The organism is Paraburkholderia sp. MM6662-R1, from assembly GCF_050436245.1.
Classification (GTDB): domain Bacteria; phylum Pseudomonadota; class Gammaproteobacteria; order Burkholderiales; family Burkholderiaceae; genus Paraburkholderia; species Paraburkholderia tuberum.
The window spans coordinates 4,243,209-4,262,910 of the sequence record NZ_JBNDLV010000001.1 but is presented as its reverse complement, the minus strand read 5'-3'; the positions used below and the strand labels follow the sequence as shown (position 1 = coordinate 4,262,910).

Below are 19,702 nucleotides of genomic sequence, written 5' to 3'. Positions count from 1 at the left end.
AGTCGTTCAGAGGGAAGTACGAGGTGCGCTCACACGCGCCGCCACTCGGTCAACCCGCCGGGTTTGTCTTCAAGGGCAACGCCGGCATCGAGCAATTCGGCCCGGATCCGGTCTGCTGCCGCATAGTCCTTTGCCTGCTTGGCGGCGATGCGCGCGGCGATCTTCGCTTCGATCGCGACGGGCTCGAGCGCGCCTTCGGCTGCAGCACCCGCTGCCTGCTGCAGGTATGCACGCGGTTCGCGTCCGAGCAGCCCGAGCACCGCGCCAAGCGCGCGCAATTGACGGGCCAGCGCGGGGTCGCGCGTGCGGTTCACTTCGGTGGCCAGCTCGAACAGCACCGACACGGCCACCGGCGTGTTGAAGTCGTCGTTCATTGCCGCCTGGAAACGCTGCGCGTGCGCTTCGTTCCAGTCGAGCACGGCGCTATCGGGCGTCACGTCTTTCAACGCCGTGTACAAACGCGCGAGTGCATTGCGCGCGTCGTCGATATGTACGTCGCTGTAGTTCAACGGCGAGCGGTAATGCGCGCGCGCGATGAAGAAACGCACCACCTCTGCATCGTACTGCGCGAGCACTTCGCGAATCGTAAAAAAATTGTTCAACGACTTCGACATCTTCTCATTGTCGATCTGTACGTAGCCGTTGTGCATCCAGTAATTGACGAATGTTTGTCCGGTCGCGGCCTCACTTTGCGCGATCTCGTTTTCGTGGTGCGGAAACTGCAGATCCTGGCCGCCACCGTGAATGTCGAACTGTTCACCCAGCAGCGTGCAGCCCATCGCCGAGCACTCGATGTGCCAGCCGGGACGACCGCGCCCGTACTTCGAATCCCAGCCGCTGTCGGCCGGTTCCTCGGGCTTCGCCTGCTTCCACAGCACGAAGTCGAGCGGGTCCTGTTTCGCGTCGTTGGCCGCGACGCGTTCGCCCGCGCGCAGGTCTTCGAGCGACTTGCCCGACAGCTTGCCGTAGCCTGCGAATTTGCGTACCGCGTAGTTGACGTCGCCGTCGCTCGCCTGGTAGGCGTAGCCGTTTTTCTCGAGCGTCTCGATCATGCCGAGCATCTGCGGAATGAAGTCGGTCGCGCGCGGCTCGATGTCCGGACGCTCGATGCCGAGCGCGTCCGCGTCTTCATGCAGCGCGGCGATGAAGCGATCGGTCAGCGATTTGATGGTTTCACCGTTCTCGACTGCGCGCTTGATGATCTTGTCGTCGATATCGGTAATGTTGCGCACGTAAGTCACGTTGTAGCCAAGCGCACGCAACCAGCGCTGCACGATGTCGAACACGACCATCACCCGCGCATGACCGACGTGACAATAGTCGTACACGGTCATCCCGCAGACGTACATCCGCACGACACCTTCGCGCAGCGGCACGAAAGTCTGTTTGTCACGCGCGAGCGTGTTGTAAATGCGCAGAGATTCCATAGAGAGCGGTGCGTGGGCCGAAAGAAGTCCGCATTGTGCTTCATGCGCGCCGCGACCCGCGAAACGAACAGGATAACGGGTGCATCGCATACAGCTGAAACCGGCGCACCTCGTGCGGCGATCAGGCTGCAGACGAGGCTGCGAACCGGGCGGAGACGGCCACGAGTGGCGAAAAGACAGTCGGCGGTTCGACGGAACGCGCAGACCTTTTGTTAGAATGGCTCGGAGTATAACATCCAGACCTGAGCCTATGAAACACTCCAGCGGCCGCGCGCACAGCGCTGCGACCCTCGCCGCGACTGCGTTTGGCAACGTTGTCGGTGGCGTTACTTTCGAAGCGGCGCGTGCCCTCGCGTGGCGCGTCACCGTCGTTGCCGCACTTGCCGCGGTGCCGGTCGCGAGCGCTTATGCGCAGAAGACCGCGGTGATGCCGCAAGGCCCCGCCGTGCGTGACAATACGCCGGAAATCGACGCGTTGATCGCGCAGAAAAACTGGCAAGCCGCGCTGACCCAACTCGATGCGCGCGTCGCCGCGAATCCGCACGACGCACAAGCGAAGTTCAAACGCGCAAACGTGCTCGTGCATTTGAATCGCGACGACGAAGCGATCACGGCGTTCACCGAACTCACGCAGCTGTATCCCGAGTTGCCCGAGCCGTACAACAACCTCGCCACACTCTTCGCGAGACAAGGCCGTCTGACCGAAGCGCGCGCGGCGCTCGAGATGGCCACCCAGGTCAATCCGAACTACGGCCTCGCGTTCGAGAACCTCGGTGACCTCTATCTGCGCCTCGCCGATGCCGCGTACCGTCGCGCGGAGAGCCTCGGCAAGGCGAGCCCGAGGACCGCGCAGCGTCTCGCGGATATCCAGAAGGTCGTGTCGCCGGCAACACCCGCTACCGCGGCGTCACAGCCAGCCGCCGAGCAGACGACCGTGCCCGCCGCGCACCCCACGTCGAACATCACGGACAGCCCGAGCTTCCAGTTCGGCGGCCCGAATGGCTCGCTCGCCATGCCGCCGTACATGGCGCCGTCGCGCTGAGCGCCGGGCTCGTTGCCTGCCGCAAGTTTTCTCCAACCCCGAGGACTTTCATGAAATGGTTGATGTTGGCGCTCGGCAGCGCCGCCCTGATCGCAAACGCACCCGCCTTTGCGCAGTCCGGTTCGCAGGCCGCTCATCCTTCCGTGCTGCTGAAGACGTCGGAGGGTGACATCCGCGTCGAGCTGTATCCCGAGAAAGCGCCAAAGACGGTCGCCAATTTCCTCGACTACGTGAAAGCCGGCCAATATAGCGGCACGATCTTCCATCGCGTGATTCCGGGCTTCATGATCCAGGGCGGCGGCTATACGCAGAGCTTCGTCGAGAAGCCGACGCGCGCGCCGATTCCGCTCGAGAGCCGCACCGGTCTGAAGAACACCGCTGGCACGATCGCGATGGCGCGCACCAGCGACCCGAATTCGGCCACCGCGCAGTTCTTCATCAACACGGTGGACAATGCCAATCTCGACTACCCGAATCCGGACGGCAACGGCTACGCGGTATTCGGCAAGGTCACGAGCGGCATGGACGTCGTGAAACGCATCGAAGCCGCGCCCACCACCACGCGCGGCCCGATGAGCGATGTGCCGCAGAAGCCGATCGTGATCCAGTCGGCGACGGTGGTGAGCAAGTAAAAACGAACGGGCAAGCGAACCCGCGCGGCCGAAGCCCGGCCCCAACCAACGCCCCGGCGCGGCCGGTCGTCAGCACATGACGACGCGCCGCGCCTTTTATCCACCTGTTCATCAAAGGATTCCATCATGGTTGAACTGCATACGAACCACGGCCTCATCAAACTCGAGCTGAATGCCGAAAAGGCGCCGAAGTCGGTCGAGAACTTCCTGAACTACGTGAAGGCCGGCCACTACGACAACACGGTGTTTCACCGCGTGATCGACGGCTTCATGATCCAGGGCGGCGGCTTCGAACCCGGCATGAAGCAGAAGCCGACGGCCGAGCCGATCACCAACGAGGCGAACAACGGTCTGAAGAACGAGAACGGCTCGATCGCGATGGCGCGTACCAACGACCCTCATTCGGCGACCGCGCAATTCTTCATCAACGTGAACGACAACGACTTCCTGAACCACTCGTCGCCGACGCCGCAAGGCTGGGGCTATGCGGTGTTCGGCAAGGTCGTCGAAGGCATGGACGTGGTCGAGAAGATCAAGAAGGTCAAGACCGGTTCGAAGGGCTTCCATCAGGACGTGCCGGTCGATGATGTCGTGATCGAAAAAGCTGTCGTCGTCGGCTAAACCGTGAGTGAGTCGCGCCTCATGCGGGCGTCGACTCCTTTGAACTGAAATCAGGCACCTTCAATGCTGCAAGAGACGCCGCTGCGAAGCGTCGCCGCGGGCGTGCCAGGCGAGGGCCAACGCCCGCACGCCGCGCGCCCTTTTTTCTTCCTCTCCGATCTGCATCTGAGCGAGGCGATTCCGCGCACGGTCGCCGCGTTCGAGCATTTCATCCGCGTGAGCGCGGAAGCGGCCGACTCGGTGTTCATCCTCGGCGACCTGTTCGAGTACTGGGTCGGCGACGACATGCTGAGCGAGCCGTTCGTCGCCCATATTGCGGCGCTGCTGCACACGCTGTCCGAGCGCGGCATCGCGCTTTACATCATGCACGGCAACCGCGACTTCCTGCTGGGCAAGCGCTTCATGAAAGCGGCCGGCGCGATCTGGCTGCCCGATCCGTTCGTGATTACCGCGTTCGGAACGCGCATTGCGCTCGCCCATGGCGATGGTCTGTGCACCGCGGATCGCGGCTATCAGTTGTTCAGGTGTTTCGCGCGCAATCGACTCGCGCAGATTCTGTTTCTCGCGTGGCCGTTTCGTTGGCGTCGCAAGCTCGCCGAGAACATGCGCTCGAAGAGCGAGCATGGCCGCACGCGGCCGATGCCGATCAAGTATGACGTGACCCCGCAAGGTGTCGCCGCGCTGTTCAGGAAATCGAAGACCGCGACGATCATTCATGGGCATACCCATCTGCCCGCGCGGCATCGCGAGCCGGGCGGCACGCGCTGGGTTCTGCCCGACTGGGATCTCGATCACGGCGAGCGCCGGGGCGGCTATCTGAAGATCGATGCCGACGGGATTCGAGCGCTGCCGCTGGATTGACCTCGTGGGTACGGCGTGCGCTTCGCGCTGGCGAGGCGCCGATACCTAGCGCTCCCCCGCCAGCCCCTCCATCTTCCCCGCGATCGCCGCCGATAGCCGCCGCAAATCGAGCAACGCCGCATCCGCGCCTTGCAGACCTTCGAGGCTCGTGCCGAGCCGCTCGAGCGCATCGACGATTTCATCGATACGTCGCGCCTGAGTAGCCGCATGGTCGATCAGACCGTGAATCGCGAGCGAAACCGGATCGTCGGCGTTGGGCGTGATGCCGTATGCGCAAAACGCGCTGATTTCGCTGCCGCGCTTCGCGTCACGCGCGGCGTTGTTCGCATTCGGGTTCGCACCGTTCGCAGCCGCCGCGGCCGGCACGATGATCCGCGCCGGATTGCCGAGCGCCGTGCCACGCGCGGGCACCGGCTTCGTCACGACCGCGTTCGATCCGATCTTCGCGTCCGCGCCGACGGTGAAGCCGCCGAGCACCTTCGCGCCCGCACCGACGATCACACCACGCTCGAGCGTCGGATGCCGCTTCGCGCCGCGCGTGAGCGACGTGCCACCGAGCGTCACACCCTGGTAGATCGTGCAGTCGTCGCCGATCTGCGCGGTCTCGCCGATCACGACGCCCATGCCGTGATCGATGAACACGCGCCGCCCGACGCTCGCGCCCGGATGAATCTCGATGCCGGTCATGAAGCGCGCCATCTGGGACACGAAACGCGCGAGCCAGCGGCGCTTCGCGCACCAGCACGCGTGAGCGATCCGATGCAGCACGAGCGCGTGCAGCCCCGGATAACACGTGAGCACTTCCCATGCGCTGCGGGCGGCGGGATCGCGCTCGCGGATGGTGGCGATATCTTCGCGAAGTCTCGTGAACATGGCAGGGACTGTATTGTTGGGGGAAAACCGTCTGCGTGAGCGAATCCGCGCGGTTTGCGCATGCGCGGGACTCTGCGTTTCGCGCCATAGCTAACGGCATCGCTGCCGCTTAGCACGGCGGCGGCTTTGCTTCTAACGTTTCGTGGATTGTAGGGCGATTGCGCGAAACCTGCCGGAAGTCCCCGTCACCTGCAAGGTTGTCGTCAGACGAAGGCGGCGCATCAGGTGCGCCGTCACGGGCTGGTCAACGGACCGTCAGCCGGTCCGCCTGGTCTTGAGCAGGATGTGCTTGGCGATGCCGCGCACGATGTTGACCTCCTCGCGCTCGAGGCCCGAGCGCGCGAAGAGCCGCCGCAGCCGTGACATCAGCTTCTTCGGATTGGCCGGATCGAGAAACTCGAGCGCGACCAGTGCGCTTTCCAGATGCGCGAACATGCTCTCGATCTCGTCGCTGGCCGCCATCTGCGCGCGTGGAGCGGCGGATTCGGCCGGCGCCGCGTGTGCTCCCGCGGTGGGTGCGCCGTCGCTCGCTTCGTCGGCGCCGAGGTACGCGGTGCGTAGCTCGTAGGCGAGCACCTGCACCGCCTGCGCGAGATTGAGCGAGCTATAGGCCGGATTGGCCGGAATATGCGCGATCGCGCTGCATCGCTCGACATCCTCGTTCGACAAGCCCGTGCGCTCGTTGCCGAACACCAGCGCGATCTCGCCGTGCATCGCCTCTGCGTGCGCGGCGGCAGCAGCCGCACGCGGCGTCCATTGCGGCGGACCGTATTCGCGCAGCCGCGCGGTCAGCGCAATCGACCAGTGCACGCCAGTCAGTGCATCGGCGAGCGACGGCACCACGTGCACGGAGGCGAGTACGTCATCGGCGCCGCTCGCCATCGCGATCGCTTCGGGGTCGTTCTGCACGTTCGGCACGCGCGGCGACACGAGCACGAGCCGCGAAAAGCCCATGGTTTTCAGCGCGCGCGCCGCGGCGCCGACATTGCCCGGATGGCTGGGCTCGACCAGCACGAAACGCGTCGACGTGAAGCCGCCGCGCAAATCGGCCACGGCGGGGTCGGAGGAATGATGGGTGTGATCCACGATGAAACTCGGCTGGCTAGGACTCAAGACGCGTATGGTAGCGCCAACGGGCACTTATGCCGAATCAGGCGCGCGCGCGAGCCACGCGCGCGGACGAGGGCGCAGCATCGGACCGGCACCGGCGGGCGCCTGTGCGGTACATCAGCCGCACGTGAGCGAGCACCTGCGCGAGGGCGCCCGGACTCAGGTAAAATACCGCTTTTCGCGTCCGGCGCCGACGTTTGCTGAAGCTTGCGTCGAACCGGTCGCACCGTTCTTATTCAATTCGTCTCCGTCGACGGAATGCTCTCCGGTTTGATAGCCGGTCTGCCCGTTCCGTGCTGTTTTTGCGTCGTTGCAGCGCCCGTCAGCGCAGTTTCGCGCTTATTTACCGGCCGGCAGCCGTGCTGCCCCGGCACAAGGATCAGTTTATGCATCCCATGCTCAATATCGCTGTGAAGGCCGCGCGCCGCGCAGCTCAGATCATCAACCGCGCATCGCTCGATCTCGACCTGATTCAGGTCAGCAAAAAGCAGCACAACGATTTCGTCACGGAGGTCGACAAAGCGTCCGAAGCGGCGATCATCGAAACGCTGAAGACCGCTTATCCCGATCACGCCATCCTCGCCGAAGAGTCGGGCAAGTCGGACCACGATTCCGAATACCAGTGGATCATCGATCCGCTCGACGGCACCACCAACTTCATCCACGGCTTCCCTTACTACTGCGTGTCGATCGCGCTCGCGCACAAGGGCGTCGTCACGCAGGCCGTCGTCTACGATCCGACCCGCAACGATCTGTTCACCGCATCGCGCGGCCGTGGCGCGTTTCTCAACGATCGCCGCATCCGCGTCGCCAAGCGTGACCGCCTGGCCGACTGCCTGATCGGCACCGGCTTTCCGTTCCGCGCGCAGGACAGCCTCGAATCGTACGGCCGTCAGTTCGCCGAGATGACCGAAGCCTGCGCCGGCCTGCGCCGTCCGGGCGCCGCCGCGCTCGATCTGGCCAACGTCGCGGCCGGCCACATGGACGGCTTCTTCGAGCAGGGCCTGAACGCGTGGGACGTCGCGGCGGGCAGCCTGCTGATCACCGAAGCCGGCGGCCTGGTCGGCAACTACACCGGTGATTCGGAGTTCCTGCACGTCGGCGAAGTCGTCGCGGGCAACCCGAAGGTCTACGCGCAGATGATTCCGATCCTGTCGCGCTACAGCCGCACGCGTCAGCAGTCGGCGTAAGGTGCGCCGCCGCGGCCAGTCCGCGGCAACGCATAACGGTTGCAGAGAAAAGCGGCTTCGGCCGCTTTTCTGTTGGCGGCGCTCCAGTGTCCGGAGCGTCGTGCTAAAAAGCGGGAAGTCATTCGGGGCGGTACTCGGCCGGGACCGTTCCCTGCTCCATGCCGCTTTGACCCTGCCCGACTTTCGCCCCGGGCGCAGCCTCCAATCTGCCCCATGAAAAAAGGCTTCCATACGATCATCGCGGCACAGTTCATTTCGTCGCTGGCCGACAATGCGCTGTTGATCGCCGCCATCGCCCTGCTTTCCGTGATGCGCTCGGCCGCGTGGGTTACGCCGCTGCTGCAGATTTTTTTCACGATCTCGTACGTGCTGCTCGCGCCGTTCGTCGGCGCGTTCGCCGATTCGATGCAGAAGCGTCACGTGATGTTCATCTCCAACGCGCTGAAAGCGAGCGGCTGCCTGATGATGATTCTGGGCGTTCATCCGATGATCGCCTACGGCGTGGTCGGCTTCGGCGCAGCCGCGTATTCGCCCGCCAAGTACGGCATCCTCACCGAGCTGCTGCCCGCCGAAAAGCTCGTGCAGGCGAACGCGTGGCTCGAATCGGCGACGGTGCTGTCGACGATCGCCGGCACGATGCTCGGCGGTGCGCTGATCAGCACCGTCTTCGAGCATTTCGTCACGCGTGCGCATATGCCGCTGATCCGCTCGGCCGCCGATCTCGCGATGGGCGCGGTCATGCTCACCTACGCGATCGCCGCCGCGATCAACATCTTCATTCCGGACACTGGCGCGCGCTATCCGAACCGGCTGACCGAGCCGAATAAGCTGGTCGGCGATTTCCATCACTGCTTCCGGGTGCTGTGGGCCGACAAGCTCGCGCAGATCGCGCTGTGGGTGACCACGCTGATGTGGGGCGCCGCCGTGACGATGCAGCTGCTGGTGTTCAAATGGGCGAACGTGAACCTCGGGCTGTCGTTGTCGAAGGCGGCGGTGATGCAAGGCGTGACCGGCTTCGGCATCGCGATCGGCGCGGCGGGCGCGGCCGCGCTGATTCCATTGCGCCACTCGCTGAAGGTGTTGCCGGTCGGCGTGCTGACGGGCGCGGTGGCGATCGCGATGGCCTTTTACAACAAGGACCTGTTCCCGGCGGGCGCGGGCCTGCGCTTCGGCACGCACGTCGCGCCCTACTACATTCTGCTGGCCTATCCGCTGATGATCGTGCTCGGTGCGTTGTCGGGCTTTTTCATCGTGCCGATGAATGCGATCCTGCAGCATCGCGGCGCGACGCTGCTGTCGGCCGGTCACTCGATCGCCGTGCAGAATTTCAACCAGAACCTCGCGGTGCTGCTGATGCTCGGCGTGTACGCGCTGCTGCTCACGGCGAAGATGCCCGCGCAGTGGATCATCGTCGTGTTCGGCACCTTCATCACGCTGCTGATGTGGCTCGCGAAACGCCGCAGCGCGGCGAACGAACGCAGGGTGGACATGCGGGCGATGATCGAGGAATGAATGCATCACGGTGCTCCAGCAATGACAGCGCGAGGCTCGGCTCGACGGCCGTAACCCGCCGCGACGGCGCGCACCCCCCGCTTTGATCGAATCGGTCATGCTGACATTCAGCTCTTGTGTTGGGCATCGTCCGTTCGGCCAGGGTCCGCTCGCCGCGCCGGCGGGTTAAACTCACGCCCTGAGCATCTACCGCAAGAAGACACGAAGGATGGGTATTCAAACCGCAGCGGCCAACGACGTCGCACAACACACGCCGATGATGCAGCAGTACCTGCGCATCAAGGCGGAGCATCCGGGCACGCTGGTGTTCTACCGGATGGGCGACTTCTACGAACTCTTTTTCGACGACGCGGAAAAAGCCGCGCGCCTGCTCGACCTGACGCTCACGCAGCGCGGCGCGTCGGCGGGCAATCCGATCAAGATGGCCGGCGTGCCGCATCACGCTGTCGAACAGTATCTGGCCAAGCTCGTGAAGCTCGGCGAATCGGTCGCGATCTGCGAACAGATCGGCGACCCGGCCACCTCGAAAGGCCCGGTCGAGCGCAAGGTCATGCGCGTGGTTACGCCTGGCACGCTGACCGACGCCGCGCTGCTGTCCGACAAGAGCGACGTCTATCTGCTCGCGCTGGGCGTCGCGCACAATCGCCGCGGTGTCGCCACGAGCGTCGGTCTCGCATGGCTCAATCTCGCGAGCGGCGCGCTGCGCCTCGCCGAAGTCGCGCCCGATCAGGTCGCCGCCGCGCTGGAGCGCATCCGTCCCGCGGAAATTCTGGTCGCCGACGCCACCGCCGATTCGACCAGCTGGACACCGCCTGTCAACGCCAGCGCGCTCAAGCGTGTACCGGCCTGGCACTTCGATATCACCTCGGGCACGAAGCGCCTGTGCGACCAGCTCGAAGTCGCGAGCCTCGACGGCTTCGGCGCGCATTCGCTCGGTTGCGCGTGCGGGGCGGCCGGCGCGTTGCTGCTGTATGCGGCGTCCACGCAGGGCCAGCAACTGCGCCATGTGCGCAGCCTGAAGGTCGAATACGAATCCGAATACATCGGCCTCGATCCCGCCACGCGCCGCAACCTCGAACTCACGGAGACACTGCGCGGCACCGAATCGCCGACGCTGTGCTCGCTGCTCGACACCTGCTGCACGACGATGGGCAGCCGCCTGCTGCGGCACTGGCTGCATCATCCGCCGCGCGATTCGGCGGTGGCGCAGGCACGTCAGCAGGCGATCGGCGCGTTGCTCGACGCGCCGCCGGGCGCCGATCTCGATACATTGCGCAGCGCATTGCGGCAGATTTCGGACATCGAACGGATCACCGGACGTCTCGCGCTGCTGTCGGCGCGGCCGCGCGATCTGTCGAGCCTGCGCGATACCTTCATCGCGCTACCTGCATTGCGCGCGCAGCTCGCAGCGATGGCCTCGAACGCGGATTCGCTCGCGCGCATCGACGCGGCGCTCGAACCGCCGCACGCGTGCGCCGATTTGCTGAAGCTCGCGGTCGCGCAAGAGCCGGCCGCGATGGTGCGCGACGGCGGCGTCATCGCGCGTGGTTATGACGCCGAGCTCGACGAACTGCGCGATATTTCGGAGAACTGCGGACAGTTCCTGATCGATCTCGAAACACGCGAACGCGCGCGCACCGGCATCAGCAATCTGCGCGTCGAGTACAACAAGGTGCACGGCTTCTATATCGAAGTCACGCGCGGCCAGACCGACAAGGTGCCGGACGACTATCGCCGTCGGCAAACGCTGAAGAATGCCGAGCGCTATATCACGCCCGAGCTGAAGACCTTCGAGGACAAAGCGCTGTCCGCGCAGGAACGCGCGCTCGCGCGCGAACGCGCACTGTACGACGCGTTGCTGCAATCGTTGCTGCCGTTCATTCCCGACTGTCAGCGCGTTGCGCTCGCGCTCGCCGAACTCGATCTGCTGGCCGCGCTCGGCGAACGCGCTCGCGCGCTCGACTGGGTTGCGCCGACGTTCTCGGCGAACGCGGGTATCGACATCGAGCAGGGTCGTCATCCGGTGGTCGAGGCGCAAGTCGAGCAGTTCATCGCCAACGATTGCTCACTCGCGACCGAGCGCAAGCTGCTGTTGATCACCGGTCCCAACATGGGCGGTAAGTCGACTTTCATGCGCCAGACCGCGCTGATCGCGCTGCTCGCTTACGTGGGCAGCTATGTACCAGCGCGGCGCGCGGCCTTCGGACCGATCGACCGCATCTTCACGCGCATCGGCGCGGCCGACGACCTCGCCGGCGGCCGCTCGACCTTCATGGTGGAGATGACCGAAGCCGCCGCGATCCTCAACGACGCGACACCGCAAAGCCTCGTGCTGATGGACGAGATCGGCCGCGGCACGTCGACGTTCGACGGCCTCGCGCTCGCGTGGGCGATCGCGCGCCACCTGCTCGCCCACAACGGCTGCTACACGCTGTTCGCGACGCACTATTTCGAGCTGACGCAACTACCCGCGGAGTTTCCGCACGCGGCCAACGTGCATCTGTCGGCAGTCGAGCACGGGCACGGCATCGTGTTCCTGCACGCGGTCAACGAAGGGCCCGCCAATCAGAGCTACGGTCTGCAGGTCGCGCAACTCGCCGGCGTGCCGAACGCGGTGATCCGCGCGGCACGCAAGCATCTCGCGCATCTGGAGCAGCAATCGGCCGCGCAGCCCGCGCCGCAACTCGATCTGTTCGCGACGCAGCCTGCCATGCTCGCCGAAGACACGGACGACGACCACGAGACGGCGAGCGACGCAACGCCCGCGTCGCCCGCGATGCAGACACTCGTCGAGCGTCTGCGCGGCATCGATCCGAACGATCTGCGGCCGCGCGAAGCGCTCGATCTGCTGTACGAACTGCATGAACTGGCCGTCGCGCCGGATGCGGACCACTGACACGCCGGGACATCCGCCGCGCCCGCGCGGGCTTCGCGCGGCGCTGCGCCACGTGCTCGCACCGGCAGGCGGCATCGTCGTGCTCGTGGCAGTGTGCGCATGGACCGCGCCGGCGCACGCTGAGGCCTCGCGCTTCGCGTTCGCGGTGATTTCCGGCACGATGCACAGCCCCGCCGACGAAGCCGCCACGCAACGGCTGCTCGAGGCGATCGGCCGCGAGCGCGACGTGCGCTTCATCGTCTACGACGGCAATCTGAAGGGGCCAAAGGAAGTTTGCCGCGACGCGCTGTTCGAGCGCCGCCACGCGCTGCTCGACAGCTCGCGCACTGCCCTCTTCTTTATCCCCGGCCAGCATGACTGGGTCGATTGCGGCACGGCGGAAGCCGGCGGCTTCGATCCGGTCGAGCGGCTCGACCAGTTGCGGCAAACGCTGTTCGCCGATCCAACGTCGATGGGGCAGAACCCGATCGCGTTGACGCGCGAGAGCGAGGTGTCGCGCTTCCGCCCGTTCCGTGAAAACGTGCGCTGGGTGGTCAACGAAAAAACGAACGACAAAGCGAACACCAACGCCGGCGACATCGTCTTCATCGGCCTGAACGCGCCGGGTCCGAACAACCACTACCTGAGCGCGGGCGGCCGCAACGGCGAGTTCGAAGATCGCGTGATCGCCAACGCATTCTGGCTCGAGCACGCGGCCGAATACGCGAAGCGCCGCGACGCGCGCGCGATCGTCGTGTTCATTCAAGGCGACTTCGACCCGGAGCGCTACGAGCGACCCGAACGGTTCGCCTGGCTGCACTTCGCACATAGCTCGCGCCGCGACGGCTTTCTGGAATTCAAGCGCAGTCTGGTCAAGCTCGCGCAGATTTTCCCCGGACCCGTGGTCGTCATTCATGCAGACGAGGACCGGCCGGCCGGCGGTTTCGTCATCGATCAGCCGCTACGCAACGACAAGGGGACGGTCGTGACGAACCTCACGCGCATTGCGCTCGCACCGCATGATCGTCTCAACCAATGGATTCAGATAGAAGCGGATTTCGGCAGCAAGCCACCGTTCAGAGTCAGCGTGCGCGACGTGCCGAAGCAGATGCCGCTGCCCACCACGCCGCCGGTCTTGCCGCCCGCATCGCCGCGCGACGAATCCGGCGCGTCGATGCCGGTTGCGCCGGAGATGCCGAATGTGGAAGGTTTCGGGCCGGCGTCGGAATTGCCGCCCGTATTGCAGACGCCTGGAGAGTCGCAGGAGCAGCAGCCGCGCATCCCGTCCGACCAGGGCGGCGGCGACTATGGGCCCGCTATCTCGATGCCGCCGGGGTCGATACTGCCAGCCTCGCCTGCGTTGCCCGCATCGGTGCCGTCTGCCCCCGCGACGACACCGCGCATGCCCGCAAGCTCAGTGCAGGGTCGGTTTTGAGCTGTCTTCTTCGTCCTCGTCTTCATCGTCGTCGAGAACTTCGAGGCCGTCCGCGCCATGCGCGTGCTCGTGCTGGATTTCGTCTTCAGTTGCCGGACGCACGTCTTTGACGGTCAACGCGAAACGCAGCGCCATGCCGGCGAGCGGATGATTGCCGTCGAGCACGACCTTGTCTTCCGCGACGTCGGTCACCACGTACACCAGCGCATCGATTTCCTCGTCGCCATCTTCGGGGGTGCCTTCGAACTGCATGCCGACTTCGAGCGGTTCCGGGAAGCGATCGCGCGGCTCGATCTTCACAAGCTCGGGATCGTATTCGCCGAACGCGTCTTGCGGCTCGAGCTGGATCTGGGTCTCGAAGCCGGCCTCGTGGCCGTCGAGCTCTTCCTCGATCTTGGGGAACGTGCCATCATAGCCGCCGTGAAGATAGACCATCGGCTCTTCGCTTTCCTCGATCAGATTGCCCTGCGCATCCGACAGCTTGTAGGCGACCGACACGACGGTGTTCTTTGCGATTTTCATTCGACTCTCCAGAATACAACTCACATTATACGATGCCCAGGCGGCCCACCCACCTCCCGGCCGATGCAGGTTCGGCAAGCAATTCGCCGTCTGCTGCAAAGCCGGCCACGCGGCCCACTCTTCCGCCCTCGCCCGACGTTCCGACCGCACTTCTCGGCCATCTGAGCCCGTCGCAATTCATGCGCCGCTACTGGCAGAAAAAGCCGCTGCTGATCCGTCAGGCGATTCCGGACATCGAAGCGCCGCTGTCGCGCGACGAGCTGTTCGAGCTGGCCGATCGGGACGACGTCGAAGCGCGCCTGATCACGCACTTCCGCAACAAATGGCAGCTGGAGCACGGCCCGTTCGCGCCCGACGAACTGCCGTCCGTCAAACAGCGCGCATGGACACTGCTCGTGCAGGGCGTGGATCTGCACGACGACCGCGCGCGCGCGTTGCTCGACCGTTTCCGTTTCGTGCCGGACGCGCGTCTCGACGACCTGATGATTTCGTATGCGACCGATAGTGGCGGCGTCGGCCCGCACTTCGATTCCTACGATGTGTTTCTTTTGCAAGTAAAAGGCAAGCGCCGCTGGCGCATTAGCGCGCAGAAAGATCTGACGCTGCAGCCCGGCTTGCCATTGAAGGTTTTACAGCACTTCGAGCACGAACAGGAGTGGGTACTCGAGCCCGGCGACATGCTGTACCTGCCGCCGCACATCGCGCACGACGGCATCGCCGAGGGCGAATGCATGACCTGCTCGATCGGTTTTCGCGCGCCCTCCGAAAGCGAGCTGACCGCGCAGTTCCTCTACCACCTGGCCGAGCGCGGAGAGGCCACGGGCAAGGCGGGCGCCCTTTATCGCGACCCACGGCAGGCCGCGGTCGAACAGCCGGCCGAGTTGCCCGCGGCGCTCGTCGAACGGGTGGGCGCGATGCTTGCTAAAGTGCGATGGAATGAACAGGACATTGCGTCGTTCCTTGGCACGTACCTCAGCGAACCCAAGCCGAGTGTCGTCTTCGATCCGCCGCAACGGCCGCTCAACGAAGCCCGTTTCATCGGCGCGGCGTCGAGATCCGGTCTACGGCTCGATCGCAAGAGTAACCTGTTGTATGAACGACGTTTTTTCTTCGTAAATGGAGAAGAAATATCGTGGACCGGCGCGAAAAAATGGCTGTTTGAACTCGCAAATCTGCGGTGCATGAGTGCGATACGCTTTGTAACACTATCACACGATTCATCGGTGACAGCACTGCTACACGAGTGGTATTGTGCGGGCTGGATACAGGTAGGCGAGATTGCGTAACTCTGCCCGCCTGTTATTACCGTACGGTGAAATTTTGTATGAGAAAGACAACGTATTGACCCGCATTTATCGACTGTCAGTACGAAAGTGCATATAATTTCCGCCCAAGCCGTAGGGAAGATTCCAGCTCGTCAAAAGAGCATCTCCACCAGCGGCCCAGGTCGGTGTTGGAGCACATTACCGGTTTTATTTTGCGCTGTTGCTTACCTTTAAACCATAAAAGGACGTGATCATGAAGAAATCCCTCCTCGTAGCATCCCTGTTGGCAGTTGTGGCACTCGCTGCATGCAACAAGAGCAACGATCAGGCTGCTGCACCGTCGGAAGCTGCGTCCGCACCGGCGGCAGCATCGCCTGCTGAAGCAGCATCGCCGGCAGTTGCAGCATCGCCGGCCGAGGCAGCATCGCCGGCCGAAGCAGCATCGCCGGCCGAGGCAGCATCGCCGGCTGAAGCAGCATCGCCGGCAGCAGGCGCAAGCCAGTAAGCCGCAACGGTTCGGCGCTGTAGCGGCGCTCCCGCTACAGCGCCTGCGCACGAAACGTTTGGAGGTTGGCCGGAAACGGCGCGGGCCGCAAACGGGCAAAGAAAAACGCCACGGATTCACATCCGTGGCGTTTTGTCATTCAGGGCCGCTTTCCGCTGCGGAGCTCGTCGCATGTGTGGAACACATCCCCTATCGAACCGGCGCCGCTGGCCCAGCGCTCTCCTCAAAGAACTCACGCACCACGTCGATCTCGCGGGTGCGCTTGAACGGCGGCAGACTCTGCCAGATGCGGCGGCCATAAGGTTTATCGACGAGACGTGTATCGCAGATCATCAGCACGCCACGATCGGTCTCCGCGCGAATCAGCCGGCCGGCGCCCTGCTTCAGCGTGATGACGGCCTGCGGCAGCTGATGCACGGCGAACGGGCTCAAGCCCTTCTTCGTCAGTGCGTCGAGCCGCGCGGCCAGCACGGGATCGTCCGGCGGCGCAAACGGCAGCTTGTCGATCACGACCAGCGACAGCGCGTCGCCGCGCACGTCCACCCCTTCCCAGAAGCTCTGACTGCCGACCAGGATCGCATTGCCGTAGGCGCGAAAGCGGTCGAGCAGTTCGGTGCGGCTCGCATCGCCCTGCACGAGCAGCGGATAGTCCCAGCCGCGCGACTCGATCGCGTCGCGCAGCTTCGCCGAGATACGATCCACCGCGCGCAGCGTCGTGCACAGCATGAAGACGCCGCCGCCCGAGGCTTCGATCGCGGGCAATGCGGCATCGAACACGGCGTCGGTGAACATCGGCGATGACGGCTGTGGCAGATTGCGCGGTACGTACAGAAGCCCTTGCGATGGATAGTCGAATGGGCTCGGCAATGTCATCGAGCGCTTCGAGTTCAAGCCCATCTGTGCCGCATAGTGCGTGAAGTCGCCGCGCACCGACAGCGTCGCCGATGTGAAGATCCACGCGCGCGGTACGCCGGCGCGCTGCTTCGCGAAAATCGGCGCGACCGACAACGGCGTTTCGTGCAGCTGCACCGTATGCGAGAACACCTCGATCCAGCGCACCTTTTCATTCGGATCGGCGCGCTCCGCGCCGGCGTCACCCTCGCGGGTCGCAACCGCGTCGCGTTCTGCACTCGTGGGTGGCGTGGTCCAGCCGCTCAGCACGTCCTGCAACTCGCGCGCGCGACGCAAACACGCGCCGAGCGATTCGGCTCGCTCGGCCTGGCCCGCCAATGCCGAGGCCAACGCGTCGAGCTCGGCCTCGAGCGTCTCGAGCGCGGCGAACAGCGGGTGATCGTCGGGCAGCTGGCCGATCGACAGACGCACCGAGTCTTCCTTGAACGCGAGCCGCACGTCGCGCGCGGCGCGCTCGAGCGTCGCGCCGAGCTTGACCCAATCGACCGCATCGCGTGCGTGACCGAGGCCCTCGGCGACCGAATCGCGTGCGAGTTCGAGAAACTGCGCGGTCGATAGCGTCTCGCCGAAAAACAGCGTCGCGGTTTCGGGCAGCTGGTGCGCTTCGTCGAAGATGACCGTATTCGCAGTCGGCAGCAGCTCCGCCATGCCGGTATCGCGCAGCATGATGTCGGCGAAAAACAGATGGTGGTTGACCACCACGATATCGGCCTGCTGCGCTTCGCGGCGCGCCTGCATCACGAAGCAGTCCTTGTAGTGGGGACACTCCTGGCCGAGACAGTTGTCGCGCGTCGACGTGACCATCGACCACACCTGCGCCGTTTCCGGCACGCTCGCGAGTTCGGCCTTGTCGCCGGTGCGCGTGATCTTCGCGAAGCGCACGATGTCCTGCAGATACGAGGTCTCCTGGCGCGACGGCAGACGGCCGTTGTCCGCGGTGCGTTGCAGGTAGTAATGGCACAGGTAGTTCGCGCGGCCCTTCAGCATCGCGACCGACACCGGCACCGCGAGCGCGTCGCGCACGGTCGGAATGTCGCGCTGGAACAGCTGATCCTGCAGATGCTTGGTGCCGGTCGAGACGATCACCTTGCCGCCCCACAGCATGGCCGGCACGAGGTACGCATAGGTCTTGCCGGTGCCGGTACCCGCCTCTACGATCAGCGTATTCTCACCACCGTCGACGCCATCGGCTTGTGCGTTGCTCCCGGTCGACTCAGAGACGGCTTCAGCGCCGGTCTGCTGCAGGCGCCGCGCCGGGCGCTTCTGCGTCTCGAACATCGCGGGCTCGGGCATCGCGCGGCCCGACGCCTCCATCGCCGCGGCAACCGCGCGCGCCATCTCGATCTGCGACGCACGCGGCCGATAACCGTCGATCTGCCGTGCGAGCAGACCGTTGTCGGCGAAGATGTCGTCGAGCTCGCTCGCGCGGCGCCGATTCAGCGACACACCTGGCGCCGGTGCTGCCGCGCGCGGCGCAGGCGTACCCGAAGCAGATGCGTTGTCCGGCGCGGCCCGGGATGAAGTGTCATGCGATGAATTCAAGGCAAGCGTTCCTGCTAAGTCCGGCTCGCGCGCTGCGCGCCCGGCGCCTGCCAGGCCGCGAACTCAGGCGCGCGCGTCCGGTTCGAGCTGCAATTGCAGCAAGATGATGGTGTCCTTGACTTTAAGTTTGCGCTTTTTCAGGCGCTGTAACTCGAAGTCGTCGATGCCGGGTTCATCCGACATCCGGTCGATCAACCGGTCGAGTCCACTATGCTCCGATTCCAGTTGCAGAATGCGGTCGCGAAGTGTGTTTGCGTCGATGACGTGATGACGATCGCGCATGCTCGCCTCCTCTGGTCGGCGGCACGAACCGCGTGCGCGCGGTCCGATGCCTGAGGTTGCTGTCCGCCTCAAAACGCATTACGGCGACTACGGCGGCCCTGGCCACGACCGCCACGGCTTACTCTACGATACAGCCACTACAGCACGCTTACTGTTTCTCTTGTTGCTGCTTTTGCTGCTCTTCGAGCTGTTGCTGCTTCAGCTCGTCCTGACGCTTCTGCTCGGCCTTCTCGGCGGCCTGCTTTTGACGTGCTTCGACATCGAGCTTGTGCTGCGCGGCCTCGGCCTGCTTCCGCTCGAAAGTCTCCTGTTTCTGCTGGCGCTCCGCGGCCTTTTCCGCACCCTGCCGACGCGCTTCCTCGAGCTTGCGCTGGTAGTCGCTCTGCTTCTGGTCGTAGGCCTTCTGATTGGCCGCCGCCTGCGCAGGCGTGACACCACGCTGCGCCTGATCGAGCGCGTGCTGGCGCTGCTTCTCCTCGTAGGCCTGCGCGTTGGCTTCGTGCTGCGGTGCCGCGGCGTTGCGCTGCGCCTGATCGAGCGCGTGCTGACGTTGCTTCTCCGCGTAGGCCTGCGCATTGGCTTCGCGCTGCGGCGCCTCGGCGTCGTGCTGCGCCTGATCGAGCGCGTGCTGACGCTGCTTTTCCTGATACGCCTGCTCGTTGCGCGCGTCTTCGGCGGCACGTTGCGGCGCTTCCGCCTCGTTTTGCGCGCGCCGCAACGCGGTGCGTTCGTCGCGTTCACGGGCGCGCTGCGCACGCTGCTCGGCGTCGAGCGCGAGCTGTTCCTTGCGGATGTCCGCCTGCACGCTGCGCATCGCGTCGCGCGCGCGGTTCAGACAGTGATTGACGAAGAAGCGGCTGTAGCAGTTATGTTGCGCGACAGCGAATTGATAGTTGTTGTCGTCGGTGCGCTGATTGAGCACCTGTTGCCGCTCGTCGAACGACTTGTCCAGCACGGCTACGTCACTTGCGCTTTGAGGGCCGTCGGCGGTTGCGGCGGCTTGCGGGCCCGAGCCCGCGACGGGCGCCGTACCTTGCGCGGGCGTCGCGCTTTGCGCCGCGGCCGACACCGGCACGACGAGCGCTGCGGCGATCAC

Annotated in this window: 17 protein-coding genes; 10 read left to right on the top strand and 7 right to left on the bottom strand. The window is 64.7% G+C overall.

Features of this window, described 5'->3' with window-relative positions:
* Positions 1 to 29 precede the first annotated feature (29 nt).
* On the bottom strand, positions 30 to 1,427 hold the full coding sequence (cysS, locus tag OKW39_RS20195; protein ID WP_184057267.1) for a cysteine--tRNA ligase: 1,398 nt from the start codon (positions 1,425 to 1,427) through the stop codon (positions 30 to 32).
* A gap of 250 nt (positions 1,428 to 1,677) precedes the next feature.
* On the opposite strand from cysS, the gene OKW39_RS20190 reads away from it, so the two are divergent.
* From OKW39_RS20190 to OKW39_RS20175, 4 genes are all read left to right on the top strand, one after another.
* Entirely contained in the window at positions 1,678 to 2,469 is a 792-nt protein-coding gene (locus tag OKW39_RS20190) for a tetratricopeptide repeat protein (protein ID WP_090800695.1), read from the top strand.
* Between the two features lie 50 nt (positions 2,470 to 2,519).
* Positions 2,520 to 3,101, top strand: a complete 582-nt coding sequence (locus OKW39_RS20185; protein WP_429334795.1) for a peptidylprolyl isomerase — start codon at positions 2,520 to 2,522, stop codon at positions 3,099 to 3,101.
* A 126-nt stretch (positions 3,102 to 3,227) separates the two neighbouring features.
* Positions 3,228 to 3,722, top strand: a complete 495-nt coding sequence (locus OKW39_RS20180) for a peptidylprolyl isomerase (RefSeq protein ID WP_090800697.1) — start codon at positions 3,228 to 3,230, stop codon at positions 3,720 to 3,722.
* Between the two features lie 63 nt (positions 3,723 to 3,785).
* Positions 3,786 to 4,583 (top strand): UDP-2,3-diacylglucosamine diphosphatase, encoded by a 798-nt coding sequence (locus OKW39_RS20175; protein ID WP_090800699.1) that lies wholly within the window; start codon positions 3,786 to 3,788, stop codon positions 4,581 to 4,583.
* Between the two features lie 45 nt (positions 4,584 to 4,628).
* On the opposite strand, the gene cysE is transcribed toward OKW39_RS20175, so the two are convergent.
* Entirely contained in the window at positions 4,629 to 5,456 is an 828-nt protein-coding gene (gene cysE / locus OKW39_RS20170) for a serine O-acetyltransferase (protein WP_429563353.1), read from the bottom strand.
* Between the two features lie 255 nt (positions 5,457 to 5,711).
* Positions 5,712 to 6,542: an RNA methyltransferase gene (locus OKW39_RS20165; RefSeq protein ID WP_090800702.1), complete on the bottom strand. Its 831-nt coding sequence runs from the start codon at positions 6,540 to 6,542 to the stop codon at positions 5,712 to 5,714.
* A gap of 410 nt (positions 6,543 to 6,952) precedes the next feature.
* Here OKW39_RS20165 and OKW39_RS20160 point away from each other — a divergent pair, with 410 nt between their 5' ends.
* The 4 genes from OKW39_RS20160 to OKW39_RS20145 all read left to right on the top strand — a co-directional run bounded on the left by OKW39_RS20160 (position 6,953) and on the right by OKW39_RS20145 (position 13,578).
* Positions 6,953 to 7,756, top strand: a complete 804-nt coding sequence (locus OKW39_RS20160) for an inositol monophosphatase family protein (protein WP_090805360.1) — start codon at positions 6,953 to 6,955, stop codon at positions 7,754 to 7,756.
* Positions 7,757 to 7,969: 213 nt separating this feature from the next.
* Entirely contained in the window at positions 7,970 to 9,268 is a 1,299-nt protein-coding gene (gene lplT / locus OKW39_RS20155; protein WP_429334799.1) for a lysophospholipid transporter LplT, read from the top strand.
* A 208-nt stretch (positions 9,269 to 9,476) separates the two neighbouring features.
* Positions 9,477 to 12,164: a DNA mismatch repair protein MutS gene (gene mutS / locus OKW39_RS20150; RefSeq protein WP_429334800.1), complete on the top strand. Its 2,688-nt coding sequence runs from the start codon at positions 9,477 to 9,479 to the stop codon at positions 12,162 to 12,164.
* Complete coding sequence (locus OKW39_RS20145; RefSeq protein ID WP_429563352.1) at positions 12,130 to 13,578, top strand: hypothetical protein; 1,449 nt, start codon at positions 12,130 to 12,132, stop codon at positions 13,576 to 13,578. The genes mutS and OKW39_RS20145 overlap by 35 nt, the downstream gene beginning before the upstream one ends.
* Here OKW39_RS20145 and OKW39_RS20140 read toward each other — a convergent pair.
* Entirely contained in the window at positions 13,558 to 14,100 is a 543-nt protein-coding gene (locus OKW39_RS20140) for an FKBP-type peptidyl-prolyl cis-trans isomerase (RefSeq protein ID WP_090800708.1), read from the bottom strand. The two genes, OKW39_RS20145 and OKW39_RS20140, sit on opposite strands and share 21 nt — an antisense overlap.
* Positions 14,101 to 14,132: 32 nt before the next feature.
* Between OKW39_RS20140 and OKW39_RS20135 the strand changes: the two genes are divergently transcribed.
* Together OKW39_RS20135 and OKW39_RS20130 are read left to right on the top strand one after the other, a co-directional pair.
* A complete protein-coding gene (locus OKW39_RS20135) occupies positions 14,133 to 15,386 on the top strand; it encodes a cupin domain-containing protein (RefSeq protein ID WP_090800710.1) in 1,254 nt (417 codons plus the stop codon).
* A 232-nt stretch (positions 15,387 to 15,618) separates the two neighbouring features.
* Positions 15,619 to 15,870, top strand: a complete 252-nt coding sequence (locus OKW39_RS20130) for a hypothetical protein (RefSeq protein ID WP_167368596.1) — start codon at positions 15,619 to 15,621, stop codon at positions 15,868 to 15,870.
* 189 nt (positions 15,871 to 16,059) lie between these two features.
* On the opposite strand, the gene OKW39_RS20125 is transcribed toward OKW39_RS20130, so the two are convergent.
* The 3 genes from OKW39_RS20125 to OKW39_RS20115 all read right to left on the bottom strand — a co-directional run bounded on the left by OKW39_RS20125 (position 16,060) and on the right by OKW39_RS20115 (position 19,702).
* Positions 16,060 to 18,324 carry an ATP-dependent DNA helicase gene (locus OKW39_RS20125; RefSeq protein ID WP_090800711.1) on the bottom strand — a complete coding sequence of 755 codons (2,265 nt, stop codon included), beginning with the start codon at positions 18,322 to 18,324 and terminating at the stop codon, positions 16,060 to 16,062.
* Between the two features lie 63 nt (positions 18,325 to 18,387).
* Positions 18,388 to 18,606: a DUF465 domain-containing protein gene (locus OKW39_RS20120; protein WP_013089766.1), complete on the bottom strand. Its 219-nt coding sequence runs from the start codon at positions 18,604 to 18,606 to the stop codon at positions 18,388 to 18,390.
* A gap of 148 nt (positions 18,607 to 18,754) precedes the next feature.
* Positions 18,755 to 19,702 (bottom strand): hypothetical protein, encoded by a 948-nt coding sequence (locus OKW39_RS20115; protein WP_429563351.1) that lies wholly within the window; start codon positions 19,700 to 19,702, stop codon positions 18,755 to 18,757.